The organism is Psychrobacter arcticus 273-4 (assembly GCF_000012305.1).
GTDB classification, from domain to species: domain Bacteria; phylum Pseudomonadota; class Gammaproteobacteria; order Pseudomonadales; family Moraxellaceae; genus Psychrobacter; species Psychrobacter arcticus.
On the sequence record NC_007204.1, the window covers coordinates 1,853,452 to 1,871,736 of the forward strand.

Genomic DNA, 18,285 nt, shown 5'->3' on the forward strand with positions numbered 1-18,285 from the left:
TCACTGCTGTCTTAAAAATAGCATGGCTGTCTAATAAACTTTGATAATTTGATAAATAGTGTAGCTGATTTGGTTTTTTTTGACTATGATTAGTCGTCATTATATGTAAAACGTCCCAACTTTTAAGATTATATTATTTATTATTCGTTTATAAAGCGCTGTAGCTGTCTAAAATAGGCTTGATAGACGATATATTGCAATCCAATAGGCTCTACAAATCATAGGTGTGCCCTTGTTATATTCTCCGCTTTACCAAAGCATTCGTTTGATTTTATTTGGCGCGCTAGGCTTATCGAGCCTGACCGTTAGTGCCGCTATCAATCAGACTGACTCGATGATGCCTGAGCCATTGGTGACTGATAGCTCAAACCAGTATGCCGATGACGAGAGCATTCAAGAGAGCCTCAAACGTTTAGCAGAATTTTATGAGCGGACACCAGATACAAATGTTGCAACATCAAATAATACAGGCACTAACGTAAGCGACGAACAAAGTAATATTCAAAACAGTTTGACGCCTGTAACGACTAATATCCCAACCGTAGGTAGCAATCTGCGCTTACTGCCACATACCGTCGATAGTGCGGCGCGCTGTGAGGGTCAATGGGTATATCCTAAGAAAAATCCCAATTATCAACGGGCGGTCAATGAAGCAGGCGCCAGTAATGGTCAACCAGCACCAAATTTAAATGGTCTGCCTAATAATCAAGCGCCGCTATTTGCAGAGTCAGATTATGGCTACTATGATAATGTCGATTATGCTGAGCTATCAGGCAATGTTATCATTGACCAAGGGACTCAGCATATTGAGGCCGAAAAAATTGTATTGGACTTAAGCAACGGGGTGGCAGCGGCGCAAGGTAAAGTGATGTTTACTGACCAAGCGACTGGCAACGCCTCTGCAACTCAGACACAAGACCGAGTTCAAAAAAATGGTAAAACCAGCCTCACTGACAAAGCGGCGCAAGGTGGGCTCATCGGTGTCGCTGATAATTTAAATTATAATACCGAAACAGGGCAATCCACTGCTACGAATGTCGCCTTTGCCAGTGTTGAGCTGCAAGCACATGGTTATGCCAAGCGCTTAAATCGACCTAATGAGAGCCAATATGAATTGGATGAGGTCATGTATAGCACCTGTCCTCCGACCAATCGTAAGTGGCAATTTGACGCCAAAAGCATAGATTTAGACACCGAGACAGGACGCGGTGAAGCCTACAATACTACTTTCCGTATTGCTGATGTGCCCGTATTTTACTTGCCCTATTTTAACTTTCCTATAGACAGTCGACGCGGTAGTGGGTTTTTATTGCCTAATGCAAGCATTAGTAGTGAAAATGGACTTGAAGTTGATGTGCCTTACTACTTCAATCTAGCACCCAACTATGATGCCACGCTAAGCACTCATATCTATACCACTCGTAATCCTATGCTATCTGGCGAGTTCCGCTATTTAACCGAGAACTATGGCGAGGGTATCTTTAATGGTTCCTACTTGCCTAATGATAAAGAATACGATGGCGAAGATCGCCGCAGTTTGTTTTATGATCATTACTGGTCATCTACCAGCATCCCACGTCTAAGTGGTGAGGCTAAATATAGCCACGTGTCTGATGCCGACTACCTCAATGATTTTGATACGCTAGGTTTATCAGATAACACCTTAAATCTAGCACGCCGAGCGCAATTAAATTATTATAATGACTATGTCGACGGTGAGCTAAAAGTAGAAACCTTCCAAACGCTTGATGCGTTGAATAATAATGGGCAGATGTTGCAAGATAAAGACAAACCTTACTCGCGCCTACCGCAGCTCAATCTTGATTACCGTCTGCCTTGGGCAAAGAATTTTGATATTACTGGCGTCAGTGACTCCGCTTATTTTAAAAAATCCATCGATGATGGTTCTGAGAATGAAAAAAGTGGCACGCGTTTTTATAATAAACTCAGCGCCTCTTACCCTATGGAGAATTCATGGGGTTATATCAAACCAAAGCTAAGCTTACAGCATCTGTTTACCTCTTATGATAAAGACAGCTTAGTGGACAATTCATTGGATAAAGATGATGGCAATCAATCAGTTTTTGTCCCGCAAGCCAGCATTGACGCAGGTTTGCATTTTTATCAAGCGGGCTCACCGTTTGGCGCGTTTGACGACACTTTAGGTGGCTATCGCCTGCTAAGCCCACGCTTAAAATATACTTACTCACCATTCAAAGATCAAAATAATATTCCAAACTTTAATACTCGTATTGCTTCTATCAACTATGAGCAATTATTCTCAGACAGCTGGTTTTTAGGGCATGATCGCTTGCAAGATTTACATGCTTTCACTCCAGGCATTAACTATCGTTACATCGATGCAACGGGCGTGACACGTTTTGATGGTAGCATTGCAGAGCAGTTCTATATTGATGATGGCGGTGTTACGCTTGATAATACAAAACCTGTCTTTACCTCATCCTCTTCAGGATTGGTCTGGGATACCAGCACACAGCCTTACAATAATGTCTGGGTCGATGTGAGTGGCGCGCTGACCAATAGTTATGATTTAAATTATATTACCACTGAGCTACGTTATCAGCCATCCGATAATAGCTTGTTTAATGTGGGCTTTATCAAACGTCAACGTGATGAAAACACCAACCAGCTACCGCTTTCAGCATTGACAGCATCAGCGGTTTTCCCAATTAATAATAATTGGCGTGTATTGGCTCAAGGTCAATATGACTATAATCGCAATCAAATGCTCGACTCATTGATTGGGATCGATTATGAGGATTGCTGTTTTGGCTTTGCGGTTTATGGTCGTCGTTACTATAATGACTTGAATATTGCCGACAAACCCACACAAGCAATTATGGCAGAAGTAAGATTGAGTGGTCTTGGCAGCGGTAGCAGCCGTTTGACACGTCTGCTTGCAGATAAAGTATTAGGCTTTGAGCCTGTTCAAAGCGCATGGAAAGATTAAGAACACAATGAGAGACAAGCCTAATTGATAGCCTATTATGTATGATATAAGCTGGTTTGCATTCTATTATAAACAACCCTAGCCACTACTTTAGTATTATCATTTTTAGTATTAACATTATTTGATGCTCAAAGTGTGGCGAGTGGATTTAACCGATTACCATCCGATGCAATGACATTGATGAGGAGCATCATGAGATTTTTTTCTTTACGCCAGACGAGCCAAGCAGTATTCCTATCGATGGGTCTAATGACCGCTCTTGGCATGAGCGTTAGCACCCAGGCAGCAACCGTTAACTCTGCAAAAGGGCAAGCGACGACGACTCAGAAAAATAGCGTGGCTCGTTTAACGCCTGCCAATAGTACAGATGGCATCATTGCGTTAGTGAATGAAAATGCGATTTTAAAAAGTGATCTCATTGCTGCCATTGCTCAGACTCAGGCACGTGCAAAAGCTGCGGGTGAACCTATTGCCAATTCAGCACAGTTACAGTCAGAAGTATTAAACGCGCTTATTTTGCGTGAACTACAGCTGTCCTTGATTAAACGTGTTGGGTTAAATCCTGATGAAGCGGCTATCAATAAGCGCTTAGAACAAATAGCAAAAGCAGAAGGTCTAAATAGTATCGCCGCTTTACAGCAGCGTCTAGATTCAGCGCAAGCAGGTAGCTACGCTACTTTGCGGGCTCAATTGATTGAAGATGCCGCGATTCAAGCTCTACAACAACGCCAAATCACCAATCGCGTGCGTATTAGCGAACAAGATATCGATGCCTTTTTAGCATCGCCTGAAGCCAAACGCTTGAACCAAAGTGAGTATCAGACTGTTCATGTCCGTGTTCCCTATATGGATGACTATAGCCGTCTATCAGAAGCGCAGCGTAATGACGCATTAAAAGTGGCGCAAAAACTACGTACACGCCTTCTTGTGCCAAATATCGACGTGGCTGAAGCCATTGCAGCCAGCCAAGGCAGTTATCCTATCCCACTACAAGGTGGCGATATGGGCTTTCATAAAGCCGCTGCTCTGCCAACTGAGCTATCGAGCGAAATTACTAAGCTTGAGGTTGGTGCTGTGAGTGCCCCTTTGATCACGCCTGAAGGTATTGATATCATCAAGCTTGCCAATAAAAAATCCAGTGATACCATGCTTGTACCTCAGTGGAATACTCGGCATATCTTGGTTAAAGTCGATGAGCTGCAAACCGATGCCCTTGCCGAGCAAAAAATTAACGACCTCTATAGTCAGCTACGTAATGGTGCTGCTTTTGATGGTTTAGCATCGACGTATTCAGACGATCCTGGTTCAGCAGGGCGCGGTGGCGATCTAGATTGGGTTGGTGAAGATCAAATGATTGGTCCGTTTGAAGCAATGATGAAAAACACCGCTGTCGGTGACTATTCTGCCCCGTTTAAAACCCAATTTGGTTGGCACATACTTAAAATTGAAGGTAAACGTCAACAAGATGTCAGCGATGAATATCGTCGTACTATGGCACGTCAAGCGCTATATCAGCGCTTAGCACCGCAAGCCAAAGAAGACTGGCTACAAGAGCTACGTGCTGGCGCTTACATTCAAGTATTGGGTTAATCCATGCTCGGACAATAGCTTTTAAAACGTATTAAAAAAGGGTATATGTTAATGCATATATCCTTTTCTTATGCCTTTTGATTTGTTATTTACTTGAAAATGATAGCAGATACATAAATGTTCAAGCATAAAAATAATGAGGAGAAACTGAACCACCCCGACTATAGTTGATTCCAAATAAAGTAGATACATCATGTTTTGACGCGGCACTGGTATAAATTTTTCTGGCGTGCTGTGCAAACGAGTATTATTGAACCAGTCCACCCATATCATGAAAGCACATTACACTTATAAACGAGATGTGGCATGTAAAAAATATTTCATTACATTATGTAGTTGATGCGCAAAGCTTTTACATGTCAAGATTGATCTGATTTTCTTGGTAAAATTACATGAGTAATTACCCAAATAAATTGCAAAAACTAAACATTATTTTAAAAAAAGGGTTTTTTATATGACATCCACTTTATTCAATACCGTTAAACTTGGAAAAATAACTTTAGATAATCGAGTAGGAGTTGCTCCTATGACACGAACAAGTGCAACACCAGAGGGGCTAGCAACTGACCAAATGGTTGACTACTATGCAAAATTCGCCCGCGGGGGATTTGGTTTAATTATTACTGAAGGTACTTACTCAGACAATACTTATAGTCAAGGTTATTTTGATCAACCAGGGATTATCAATAATGAGCAAGTAACAGCATGGAAGAAGGTAACAGAGGCTGTTCACCAAGAGGGAGGAAAGGTAATTGTACAATTAATGCACGCGGGCGCTCTATCTCAAGGAAACCAGTTTACGAAAGAAACTTTAGGACCATCAGCCGTTCAACCAAAAGGCGAGCAAATGGCATTCTATGGTGGAGATGGAGCGTTTCAAGTACCCAAAGAAGCGACAAAAGATGATATTACAGAAGTAATCAAAGGGTTTGTTGAAGCATCCAAAAATGCTAAAGAGGCTGGTTTTGATGGAATTGAAATCCACGGTGCTAATGGTTATATCCTCGACCAGTTTTTGACCGATTATACCAATAAAAGAACGGATGAATATGGTGGTTCCACAGAAAATCGCGTTCGTTTATTGGAGAAGGTATCAAGAGCGGTTCGAGAAGCAGTTGGTCAAGATTATACAGTTGGCATTAGAATCTCTCAAGGTAAAGTTAATGACTATGACCACAAATGGGCAAACAAGGAAAAGGATGCTGAAATTATATTTGGACAATTAGCGCAGGCGGGGCTAGACTACATTCATGTGACTGATTTTGAAGCATGGCAACCTGCTTTTGGAGATGAAGGCCCTACTTTTGCCGCGTTAGCCAAAAAGTATGGCAAATTACCTGTTATTGCAAACGGAAGCCTTCATGACCCAGAAAAAGCCAAAGAGATTGTAGAAAAAGGTGGAGCGGATATAATTACTTTAGCTCGTGGAGCACTTTCCAACGGAGACTGGGCAAATAAAGTGAAAAATGGAGAGAAACCAGAAGAATTTGTACCAGAAAAAGTATTAAGTCCTGATGCTAAAATTAAAGATTTTGAAACAAAGTAGGATTTGTAACAGGTGCTTATGTTAAAGAAGAAGAAGAAGAACAACTAACAAAACCAAGTCATAATATCTTGGGAAGCAGACGTGACAGCTTCTCAGGATTCTCCTTTTTCAGATAAAATTAAAAAAGCCTAATTTCTTCACAGTTATAGTCGGTGAAAATTAATATCGATACAACACGTACTACTGGTGCAAATTTTGCTTGCTGTGCCTACGCAGACAAAGGCTGCAAAAAATTTACACCAGCAATACTGTAGCGACTTTAAAGTATTTCAACTATACCAGACTATGTACCAAATTATAAACTCATACTAATAAATCCTTATAAATCAATAACTTAATAACTTAATAACTTAATAACTTAATAACAAAGAAAAGCCCCGAACCTAGGGCGATTGGTTCAGGGCTATGGTTTTTCATATTATTATTGTTATCTCTTCCGTGTTGACTCATCCTAAGTCATAAACAGTAATTCATGAGACAGTGGGCTGTTCTGTCCTATTATTGATACTGTCTCAACACTACATCCTTGCGTATCCTTGTGTTGATGGGTGTATTCTAAGACAATTGATGTGCAGCGACTAGAGGCTAAAGACCTTATTTGATGTAAGCATTTGCTTACGTCTGAATGGCTCAGTTAGCAGGTATTTTTTGCTCATTAGGATTCTTCTGAATCACACTTCTACTCGGATTCTTCATGCTCTTTAGATACCTTGCAGCCTTCTTTTTTGCCTGCTTCTATCTTATTTTCTGCCTCTTTAAAGTCTGCTGCTTGTGCTGTAGGAGCATTTCCTTCTTGATTACTCTCCTCCTCTGGCTCATATTGCAACGTTGTCATCACAGGGAAGTGGTCAGAGCCAATCGAAGGTAAACGTTCAATATCAATCACTGTAAAGCAAGCACTATGGAAAAGATGATCCAATGCCCAACGTAAAAACGGATAATTAACATGAAAAGTATTGATAAAATGTCGCCCGATACGGGGATCTAGTAGCCCTGAAATACGTTGAAAACGACGTGTGGTCTGTGACCAAGCAACATCATTGAGATCACCTGCCAATATGGCCGTTTGCTTATTGTCTTTAATATGCTTGCCAACCATCAATAGCTCAGCATCACGGGTGGTAGATTTATCAGCTTCTGTTGGACTCGGTGGCATCGGATGCAAGCAATAAAGCCAAACTACACGCCCGCCCTGCAAACGCAGTCGGGTGTGAATGGAAGGTATGTCATCAATGATCAAATATTTAATCTCAGGTTCTATCAGCTCAAGCTTGGAATAAAGATGCATACCGTATAAATTATCTAAAGGTACTTTTACCGTATAAGGGTAATCAGACTCAACTTGATTAAGCGCTTTTTCCCATTTTTCATCACTCTCTAAGGTTATCAAAATATCAGGCTGTTTCTGTTGTACCAACTCAACCAATTTGTAGGTATCGTCATTAGTAGTCAGTACATTTGAAACCATGATTTTTAACTGATACTCGTGTACATCTGGCTTATCTTTGGCATTTAGTACTTCTTTTTTCCATAGCATAGTATACGGCAATACCATTCTGAGCTGAAATACTAAGGTAATACTCAAAACGGCAAATAACAGCCACTGCCCTAGCTGCCATTCTGAGCCAAATGTCACCAACCCTATCCATGCAATGATGCCTAGTATCAGGATTTGGATACGAGGGAAATCCACACCGCGTACCCACCAGTTATCAAGTGGTAGCCAGCCCCAAATAGTGACAAATGCGATGAGCCCTGCCAGTCCTTGCGCACCATAATATAGAAAGGAAAAATCCATAATGTGTATCGACCATTGATTATGTTAATTATTATTGTAGTTTAGCGTCTGTAATAGCTGAACGGTAAATCTCTCAATAGAACACATATAAAAATGTTTAAAGAAAAAATATAGAAATTAAAGTTGCTTAAGACGATCATTAAAAATGATGGCTTACTTTAGCATTCCAGACAACCTGCGCCTACTACTGAACACTAATTACCTAATAGATACTATAAAACATTACAATGATAATGCTTGCATCGGTACTTATGAGATTAAGTAAGGTTTTTATTTTATTAATAGTCAACCTTACTTTTAGTGCATTAACAAAGCTAGATTAATACCATAACTCAAAGTTATAACCAACATAGTTAATAGTGCAGGCAAAACTCTTTAAATCTATCAAAAAACCTTGCTTTTTGGGGCTATTCACGGCATTGTTATTGGTTGACGATGCAACAATTTATTGTAAAAAGGATTAAGTTTGATGAGTGATTTAACAGTAGGCTTGGTAGGCTGGCGCGGTATGGTAGGGTCAGTATTGTTACAACGTATGATGGAAGAAAAAGATTTTGACGGTATTACGCCAGTATTTTTTTCAACCAGTAATGCAGGCGGTGATGCGCCAACCTTTGATGGTATTAAGACCAGTCAACTAAAAGATGCTCATGATATTGAAGCCCTTGCCGCTTGTGATGTAATTATTACCTGTCAAGGTGGCGACTACACCTCAAAGGTACATCAACCACTGCGTGATAGCGGTTGGGCTGGCTATTGGATTGATGCGGCAAGCACATTACGCATGGAAGATGACAGCATCATCATTCTTGACCCAGTTAACCGTACTGTTATCGATAGTGCACTCGCTGAGGGTAAAAAAGACTTTATCGGCGGCAACTGTACCGTGTCACTAATGCTAATGGCTATTGGTGAATTATTCAATAAAGGTTGGGTCGAATGGGTCAGCGCCATGACTTATCAAGCAGCAAGTGGCTCTGGTGCCAATAACATGCGTGAGCTCATCGAAGGTATGGGTGTATTGCGTGATGCTGTCAAAGATGAGCTTGCCAATCCTGCCAGCGCCATTCTTGAGATTGATAAGAAAATCGCTCAAACTCAGCGCTCAGACGACTTCCCTAAGCAATACTTTGGCGTGCCATTAGCCGGTAGCTTGATTCCTTATATCGATGCGCAGTTAGAGAATAAGCAATCTCGTGAAGAATGGAAAGGTGGTGTTGAAACCAATAAGATCCTTGGCAACTCTGAAGCGGATAAGATTGCTATCGATGGTATGTGTGTCCGCGTTGGTGCAATGCGCTGTCATGCACAAGGCCTAACCATTAAGCTCAAAAAAGATATTCCGCTAGAAGAAATCGAAGCGGCATTGAAAAATAGCGGTAATCAGTGGTTAGACGTGGTGGAAGACAATAAAGAAGCCACTATGAACCGCTTAACGCCTGTGGCAGTAACCGGCACCTTGACTGTCGCGCTAGGTCGCCTGCGTAAGCTTAATATGGGACCTGAATATCTAGGCGCATTTACAGTGGGTGATCAATTGCTATGGGGTGCAGCTGAACCATTACGCCGCATGCTAAATATCATTCGCGAGCAAAACAGCTAGACCCAATGTTCCTAGACTCAATGTTCTGAATATTAGATATAAAAAGACAGCAAGCGCTGTCTTTTTTTATGGATTATTTTTGTTGATAAGCAATCATGATTTCATTGCGGCGCATAAAAGGCAGCATCCATGGCGGATTATAACGTGCCAGTTCAGGTGTATAGTCGGTGAAAAGTAATATCGATACAACACGTACTGCTGGTGCAAATTTTTCTTGCTTGCTGTGCCTACGCAGACAGAGGCTGCAAAAAATTTACACCAGCAATACGGTAGCGACTTTAAAGTATTTTAACTATAGCTTCTATGTTTGGTTAGTTTTTTCTATTTTAGCAACGACTCGATAACGATGTCTGGAGTTCTTAGTTATAGCTGGCTATAACTATCCTATCAAATCTGTAGTGGGCAAACTTCAATGTCCAAAAAAACCTAACAATGCTATAATTAGCGCCATTTTCATAGCTCATATAGCGGTTATCTTATGCAATTTGTCTTACATAAAACAGCCAGCGGCGTCACGCGCGCACGCCGCGGTACAGTCCACCTCAATCACGGTGACGTACAAACGCCAGCCTTTATGCCAGTCGGTACTTACGGTACCGTTAAAGGCATGTTACCACGTGATATCGAAGCCATTGGTGCAGACATTATCCTTGGTAATACCTTTCATTTATGGCTGCGCCCTGGCACTGATATTATTGATAAATTTGGTGGTCTGCATAAATTCATGCATTGGGATAAGCCAATTTTGACAGACTCAGGCGGATTCCAAGTATTTAGCCTTGGTGCGATGCGTAAAATTACTGAAGAAGGCGTGACCTTTAAATCGCCTATCGATGGTGCCAAAGTCTTTTTATCGCCAGAAAAATCGATGCAGATTCAATATAGCTTGAACTCAGATATCGTGATGCAGTTCGATGAGTGCACGCCTTATCCAGCGACTCATGACGAAGCCAAAAAGTCTTTAGAATTATCACTACGTTGGGGACAACGCTGCGTTGATGAGCATAAAAAACTTGGCAGTACCAATGCGTTATTTGGTATTATCCAAGGTAGTATGTATGCCGATTTACGCAAGCAGTCACTTGAAGGTTTACTTGAGATTGGCTTTGATGGTTATGCCATTGGTGGCTTGTCTGTTGGCGAGCCAAAAGAAGAGATGATAGATGTCCTAGATTACATCGCAAACGATATGCCAGCCGATAAGCCGCGCTATTTGATGGGTGTTGGTAAGCCTGAAGATCTCGTTGAAGGGGTGCGACGCGGCGTCGATATGTTCGATTGCGTGATGCCAACTCGCAACGCGCGTAATGGTCATTACTTTGTCACAGGCGACGTCGATAATGCGGGCGTGGTACGTATACGCAACAGCCAATATCGCACTGATGAAGGTCCATTAGACCCTGAATGTGACTGCTATACTTGCCAGAATTTTAGTCGTGCTTATTTATCGCATCTGAATAAATGTAAAGAGATGCTTGGCGCGCAGTTAGCGACCATTCATAACTTGCGTTACTATCAACGTTTGATGCAAGGTATCAGAGATGCCATTGAACAAGATAAATTTGATGAGTTCGTAACTGAATTTTATAGCAAACGCGGTCAGACGGTGCCAGAGCTGAATTTGCGTTAATAGTAATGGTAAATTAACACCAACTATTCAAATATGAAATGCAATAAAAAAGGCTTAAGATTATCTTAAGCCTTTTTTACTCGCTAAATTTCAACAAGCGAAATATCAATAACCCGTAATTAACCTATCAGTGCAACAACAAATATCACGATAATCGCGATTGGTGCCACGAATTTAGTGATGATTTGCCAAATCTGCCAAGCGCCATTTGATAAATTAAGCTCTTGCTGAATGCTACGTTGGTCCATTCTCCAAGCAAAGAAGATAATACCTGCAAGACCAGTTAACGGTAATAAAAACTTACTGGTAAGTTTGTCTAGCGCATCGAAGATGCCATTACCCATGATGGTAAAGTCGCTCCATAGGTTAAACGACAACAGCGCAGCAATACCCAATAGCCAAATCACAGTACTAGCAGCAATGGTAGACATCGTACGGTTCATCGACGTACGTTCTTCTAAGAACTCGACACTTGGCTCTAGCAGTGATATCGACGATGTCACAGCAGCAAAGGTAATCAATAAGAAGAACAAAGTACCGATGATTGTACCACCAGCCATGCCACCAAAAGCAATCGGTAGACTGACAAAAATCAAACCAGGACCTGATGCAGGATCAAGACCATTACTAAAGATGATTGGGAAAATTGCCAAACCAGCTGCTAAGGCAATGACTGTATCTAAAATAACAACAGTACGAGCAGTTTTTAGCAAGTTTACTTCACGACCTAAGTATGAACCATAAGCCACCATGATGCCCATACCAATAGATAGGGTGAAGAAGGCATGACCCAATGCCGCTAGCATTACATCAACGGTCAACTTGCTCAAATCAGGTGCAAATAAATAATTAACCGCTTCACCAAAACCACCGTTTATCACGTTATAACCAACGATGATAAATAAAATCACACCCAATAATGGCATCATGATTTTAGCAGCGTTTTCAATACCGCGTGTTACACCGATACCAACGATAAGCGCAGTGATAATCATAAATACAGTATGCCAAATCGTCAACGTACCTGCTGATGCTAGCATTCCATCAAAAGTTGCAGCGACAGAGTCACTATTTTGACCGGCAAAACTGCCTGTGCCAACTTTGGTGATATAGTTCAGCGCCCAGCCACCGATGACACTATAAAAAGATAGAATTAAGAAACCACCTAGGATACCTGTCACGCCGACAATACCCCAGCTACTTGACTTACCTTCACTGACAGCGACATCTTTAAAGGTATTAATAGGATTCTTTTGACCACGGCGACCAATTAACCACTCGGCGACCAATACAGGAAAACCAACCAAAGCAATACAGAATAAATAGGCAATAACAAAAGCTGACCCACCGCTTTCACCTACCATATAAGGGAACTTCCAAATATTTCCTAACCCGACTGCCGAGCCTACTGCTGCCAGTACGAAGCCGAAACTTGAGCTCCACTGCGCATGATCTTGTTTATTAATAGCCATTTTGCCTTCCTCATACTTCAATTAATATTGCTTATAATCATCCTTGATTATTATAAATAGCTGTCCATAATGTTTGACTATCTACTCCATGCATCAATGTGACGCATTCAGCAACATTAAGAAAGAATTGTTTACATTGTTATAGAGGCTCAGTTTCTGCTAAGCGACCAAAAAAGTCAAGTAGTCATAAATATAAAAAGCCATAACGAATAGTTATGGCTTAATACAATTGTTATTAACATCAATAAGATTTGGTTTGGCTCATGACCCTTTATTTAAAACACACTGCCTATTTTATAACACAAAATTTAACGAACAACACCGCGGCGACTTTTCTGTAGCGAATCAATCAAAAACTCGATTTTTTGCTCTTTTGGTAGCAAATCTTGCTTCAATACTTCAAGTGCTTGCACCGTCGTTAAACCGGATCTGAATACAACACGATAAGCTTGACGCAGCACATCGATGCTATCTTTAGACCAGCCTTTACGGCGCATGCCTTCGACATTAAGACCGTGCGCCTTGGCTGGATTACCTGAAACCATGGTAAACGCCGCTACATCTTTTAAGACTAAAGTTGCACCACCAACCAAACTGTAATCATCAATCGTACAAAACTGATGAATGCCTGAGTTACCACCGACGATAATATGATTACCAATGGTAACGTGACCGGCGACGCCGACATTATTGGCCAGTACATTGTGGTCACCAATTAAGCAATCGTGAGCCACATGGGTATTGACCATTAACAAGTTATGACTGCCTATCTTGGTCAAGCCACCATCTTGCTCAGTACCACGGTGCAAGCTACAGGCTTCGCGAATGGTATTATGATCACCAATCTCAAGCCAAGTACGCTCGCCCGCATACTTTAAGTCCTGTGGGTCTTCACCAATGCTTGAAAATTGATAAAACTGATTGTGTTCACCGATACGAGTCAATCTAGTGACAACCACATGACGATGCAACACCGTATGGGCACCAATCGTAACCTCATCACCGACGATACAGTAAGGGCCAATAGTTGCGGTTTCATCAATCGTAGCAGACGGTGAGATGAGTGCTGTTGGATGGATCTGACTCATAATAGAGGCCTTTGTATCATCGAATGCAAGTAAATTAGTAAAAAAAATACGACAGCTTAGTGATATTAACTACCCTAAAGCTGCCTCTATTAAAAAATAATATGATGATGCTAACAAATAGATATCAACATCATGGTTTAAATATTTTATGCATTATTCAAAGTTATCAATGTGATTTATTGCTCTTGACGGGCAATCATAATCTGCGCACTAACCGCAAGCTCATCTTCAACATGTACGGTACAATCAAACTTATAAATACCCTGCTTTTGCATTACAATTTTAGAGCGGATAATCAGCTGATCACCAGGGATAACACGGCGCTTAAAGCGCACTTTATCAACGCCTGCGAACAGGTATAAATAGCCATCTTCTGCCGTCAATCCTGCACTAATAAAACCAAGCACACCTGATACCTGTGCCATGCATTCAACCATTAATACGCCTGGCATGATGGGCTCATCAGGGAAATGCCCATTAAAAAACTCTTCGTTAATCGTGACGTTTTTTATGCCCGTGATACATTCGCCTGGTGTACAGGCAACTATCTTATCCACCAATAAAAACGGGTAACGATGTGGCAAATAATGCTTTAACGTATGGTAAGTTAATGGCAACGTTAACCCTTGTTCAGCCAAGCTTTTGATGTCTTCTGCCGTTGGGTTATCAATATTGCTAGTGCTCATAGTAGCGATTCCTTGCTGTATTTTAAGTCTTGCTTGAGGTTAAAATTTTGCTGAGTTTTTAATATTACAAATCATCTAAGTATTAATTTTCTTTAACGATAAATCTTTAACCGCTAATCACGACCAAGCTGGCGAAATCTTACTGCAGCACGGCGCCAGTTAGTAGTTGGCATAGCGGCAGTTCCAGAAGAGTACGATCCGGCGGTGGTAATTGACTTGGTGACCATGGTCATACCAGACAAGGTAACATCATCTGTGATATCAATATGTCCCGTAATACCAACCGCCCCGCCAATGATACAGCGTTTGCCAATACTGGTACTACCCGCGATACCTGTATGAGCAGCGATAGCAGTACCATCACCGATACGGACGTTATGTGCCACTTGTACGAGGTTATCAATAATAACATGATTTCCAATCACCGTATCATCGATAGCACCCCGATCAATACAGGTTTGACTGCCAATGCGTACATGATTACCTATCAGCACACGCCCTAACTGTGCAATACGCTCCCAACCTGTAACACTAGGATTTCTGGTGGGTGCAAAGCCAAAGCCTTCTGAGCCGATGCTCACCCCAGCGTGCAACCTGACATGGTTACCAATGATACAATCATGCCCTATCACCACTTGTGGCTTGATAACGCAATCTGTGCCAATAGCAGTATTGTCCTCGACGACTACATGAGCCTGAAGGGCGCTGCGATCACCAATCTGTACTTGCTCACCGATGACACAAAAAGCGCCGATAGTCACTTGATTGCCAATAACGGCACTGTCGGCGATGACGGCTGTTGGATGAATACCACTGACTGAGGGTTGACGAGCAAAAAGTTGACTCACGCTAGCATAAGCCAAATAAGGGCTAGCAACGATTAAGGCGACTGTATCATTTGGCGCTTCGTTATGATGCTCTGCAGTGATAAGTACTGCCCCAGCATGAGTATTAGCCAAACTGGAGAGATAATGAGGATTGGCCAAAAAACTTAACTGCTGGCGATTGGCCATCATTAAATTACCAATACCCTTTAAGCTTAGACGGCGCTGCTCAGCGTTAAGCTCAGCCTTGTTAAGAACAGGCTGACGCTGCTCAATCTGGGAGATGAGTTGCTCAATCGTTATCATAGTAAGTATTAGTATTGGCATGAATAAGAGAGTCGTCAAGTTGAGATGTCATCTTGACGACCGGCTAAATCTAACGGAGTCTTTATCTACTTAAAGGTTTAAATAATAGCAATCAAACCCTGAAAATAATAAGACACAATTAGTAAATACTTAGAAAGTGTTACCAATTTGGAACTGGACTTTTTCAGTCACATCGCCATCTTTATCACCGATAGGTACAGCGTAGCTCAGAGAAATCGGACCGATTGGCGTATACCAAGTTACGCCTAAACCGGCACTAAAGCGCAACTTATTGTCTTGCGTTAATAGTGGTACACCAGTATCGTCGCCAGTAGCTGGATCAATAAAGGTACGATTTTCTTTATCCGTGGTATCAAACACCTGACCACCTTCAGCAAATAGTACTGGACGTACTTGATCTGCCCAATCACCCTTAAATGGCATTGGTAAAATCAATTCGGTACCAAAGCTAACTAACGCATTACCACCAATTTCTTCTGCTTTTAATGAACCAGGATTTTCACTAACAGCGTCATTATAACTTTGTGATTTAGGTCCAAGCGTTGAAGCTTCATAGCCACGTACCGAACCATAACCACCAGCATAGAAGTTTTCATAGAAGGGTAAATCGTTACCATAGCCAAGCTTGGTATAACCGCGAGCAACCCAGTCTTTGTAGATAGGTTGATAAATATTGCCACGATATACCAGTTTTTGATAACTGGTATCACCTAAACCAATGGTCGCATCGACTGTATGGCTCATGCCTTTATTTGGAAATACGGGACGATCTAAGGTGCTGTAATCCCAACCGAATAGCAAGTTGTAGCTCTGATATTCATTTTTAAAGCCCGTACGACCAGTATCAGTGAACTTCTCAAACGTACCACCGTCATCGATAATCTGCTGAACGCTTGACACACCAAGACGGCTACCGCCACGTACAGTCGTGTTATCAATGTTTAAGCCAGCACTGACGCGTTTGGTTTCATCAACCGGATAGCTATAGTTCAGCGTCGCGCCATAAGCGTCGGTAACATATTTACTGACGTTTTTATCATCGTATTTGGTTTCACGGTAGTAAGCACTGATACCTTGTGATACACCATTTTCTGTGAAATATGGATCGGTATAGCCCAAGCTATAAGAATCACGCGTCTCTGAGCGCGACAAAGCCGCTTTAACACGGTCGCCAGTGCCCATAAAGTTGTTTTGAGTCAGATCTAACTGGAAGGTGACACCACCACTTTGTGAATAACCGGCCGCAATGGTTGAGCTACCAGACGGCTGCTCTTCAACCGTATAGTTTACATCCACTTGGTCTGGCTGATTAGGAACAGGCTTGACATCGACGTTGACGTTTTTGAAAAACCCTGTACGCATAAGGCGTGTACGTGACAGCTGAATCTTGTCACTAGAAGCCAGTGACCCTTCTAACTGGCGCATTTCGCGACGTAATACTTCATCTTGAGTTTTTAAGTTACCGGTAAAATTGATACGGCGAACATAAATAGGACGTGCAGGATCAATATAGTAATCGATATCGACTACTTTGGTCTCGTCATTGATACGCGGTACTGGTCTAATTTGCGCTAAATAATACCCTTCATTACCATAACGACTCTTAAGAGCGGCAGTGGTAGCATCAAGCTTGGCTTGTGAGTATTTTTCTTTCGCATCAAAAGTGACCAGCTCTTTCAATTCACTGGTTTCAAAAGTCGGCTTACCTAAGAAATTAATTTCACCAAACTGATATTGCTCGCCTTCGCTAAGACTGACCTCGATAAACACACTACTCTTATCTTCACTGATATTGAGCACCGCATTATCTACCGAAAAGCGTACATAACCATCATTTAGGTAAAGGGCTTTTAGGTTCTCTAAACTTGCCGCGAGCTTCTCTTTCGCATAACGGTCAGATTTAGATAACAGACGTGTCCATGAAGACTCTTTTACCGCAAAGACTTCTTTAATCTCTTTATCACTAAAGTGCTTATTACCGATGATATTGATATCGACGACTTTGGCAGGCTTGCCTTCGATAAAGCGTACGTCAAGTTTGACGCGGTTGCCATCAAGCAGCGTCTGATCGACTTCAATATTGCTATTGTAATAGCCTTGACTAATATATTGCTGTTGCAGCTCGTTTGCCACCCCTTGTAGGGTCGCTTGCTTAAGCACATTACCCACAGCAAGACCTGCATTACTTAAGCCTTGCTCAAGCCCTTCTTTGGGAATGAGTTTGTTGCCATCAAAATTAACTTCTGCAATCGTCGGACGTTCAACGACATCAAAGCGCAGCTTGCCACCTTCGATACGGCTTTGAATGTCAGCAAAGTTTTCAGTCGCATATAGTGCTTTGATACTGGCAGCCAGATTTGCATCATTGACCGTATCACCTACCGTAATAGGCAGTACTGGATATAAACTATCAGGTGTTAGGCGTTGTAGACCATTAAAGCCAATATCAGTGACCACAAATTCTGCAGCCTGAACCGGCATACTCATCATTGCTACAACTAACGGCAACCCAGCCGCGCTCATAAATAAAGGCGTACGCATAAACACTATCCGTCAATAAAAAACTTGCTTAAGTTAAGTTGAAAAGCACATGTTGCCTCGCCTCTTTTGCATCATATCATAAACACATAGAGGACAGACTCAGAACACTTTATATAAAACGCGTCATAAAATAAACTAAAATATAAAATTAGTACAGTAGCAAGGCGATAAAAGAAATTGCTTATCAGCCTAATAATGGATGCAGGATA

Annotated in this window: 11 protein-coding genes; 5 read left to right on the plus strand and 6 right to left on the minus strand. The window is 41.7% G+C overall.

Going from position 1 to position 18,285, the window contains the following annotated elements:
- The first annotated feature begins 232 nt into the window (after window positions 1-232).
- From PSYC_RS07865 to PSYC_RS07875, 3 genes are all read left to right on the plus strand, one after another.
- Entirely contained in the window at window positions 233-2,971 is a 2,739-nt protein-coding gene (locus PSYC_RS07865) for an LPS-assembly protein LptD (RefSeq protein ID WP_011280784.1), read from the plus strand.
- Between the two features lie 192 nt (window positions 2,972-3,163).
- Window positions 3,164-4,561 (plus strand): peptidylprolyl isomerase, encoded by a 1,398-nt coding sequence (locus PSYC_RS07870; protein ID WP_011280785.1) that lies wholly within the window; start codon window positions 3,164-3,166, stop codon window positions 4,559-4,561.
- Between the two features lie 454 nt (window positions 4,562-5,015).
- A complete protein-coding gene (locus PSYC_RS07875; protein WP_011280786.1) occupies window positions 5,016-6,107 on the plus strand; it encodes an NADH:flavin oxidoreductase in 1,092 nt (363 codons plus the stop codon).
- 679 nt (window positions 6,108-6,786) lie between these two features.
- Here PSYC_RS07875 and PSYC_RS07880 read toward each other — a convergent pair.
- Window positions 6,787-7,905 (minus strand): endonuclease/exonuclease/phosphatase family protein, encoded by a 1,119-nt coding sequence (locus PSYC_RS07880; RefSeq protein ID WP_011280787.1) that lies wholly within the window; start codon window positions 7,903-7,905, stop codon window positions 6,787-6,789.
- Between the two features lie 469 nt (window positions 7,906-8,374).
- On the opposite strand from PSYC_RS07880, the gene asd reads away from it, so the two are divergent.
- Both asd and tgt read left to right on the plus strand, forming a co-directional pair.
- A complete protein-coding gene (gene asd / locus PSYC_RS07885) occupies window positions 8,375-9,508 on the plus strand; it encodes an aspartate-semialdehyde dehydrogenase (protein WP_011280788.1) in 1,134 nt (377 codons plus the stop codon).
- Window positions 9,509-9,986: 478 nt separating this feature from the next.
- On the plus strand, window positions 9,987-11,138 hold the full coding sequence (tgt, locus tag PSYC_RS07890) for a tRNA guanosine(34) transglycosylase Tgt (protein WP_011280789.1): 1,152 nt from the start codon (window positions 9,987-9,989) through the stop codon (window positions 11,136-11,138).
- Window positions 11,139-11,257: 119 nt separating this feature from the next.
- Here tgt and PSYC_RS07895 read toward each other — a convergent pair whose 3' ends face one another.
- The 5 genes from PSYC_RS07895 to bamA all read right to left on the minus strand — a co-directional run bounded on the left by PSYC_RS07895 (window position 11,258) and on the right by bamA (window position 18,076).
- The gene (locus PSYC_RS07895; RefSeq protein ID WP_011280790.1) at window positions 11,258-12,610 is read right to left on the minus strand and encodes a sodium-dependent transporter; all 1,353 of its coding nucleotides are present in this window, start codon (window positions 12,608-12,610) and stop codon (window positions 11,258-11,260) included.
- A 308-nt stretch (window positions 12,611-12,918) separates the two neighbouring features.
- Window positions 12,919-13,698, minus strand: coding sequence for an acyl-ACP--UDP-N-acetylglucosamine O-acyltransferase (lpxA, locus tag PSYC_RS07900; RefSeq protein WP_011280791.1), 780 nt, complete (start codon window positions 13,696-13,698; stop codon window positions 12,919-12,921).
- 176 nt (window positions 13,699-13,874) lie between these two features.
- Window positions 13,875-14,384: a 3-hydroxyacyl-ACP dehydratase FabZ gene (fabZ, locus tag PSYC_RS07905; RefSeq protein ID WP_011280792.1), complete on the minus strand. Its 510-nt coding sequence runs from the start codon at window positions 14,382-14,384 to the stop codon at window positions 13,875-13,877.
- 113 nt (window positions 14,385-14,497) lie between these two features.
- A complete protein-coding gene (gene lpxD / locus PSYC_RS07910) occupies window positions 14,498-15,514 on the minus strand; it encodes a UDP-3-O-(3-hydroxymyristoyl)glucosamine N-acyltransferase (RefSeq protein WP_041757730.1) in 1,017 nt (338 codons plus the stop codon).
- Between the two features lie 150 nt (window positions 15,515-15,664).
- Complete coding sequence (gene bamA, locus PSYC_RS07915; RefSeq protein ID WP_011280794.1) at window positions 15,665-18,076, minus strand: outer membrane protein assembly factor BamA; 2,412 nt, start codon at window positions 18,074-18,076, stop codon at window positions 15,665-15,667.
- Window positions 18,077-18,285 lie beyond the last annotated feature (209 nt).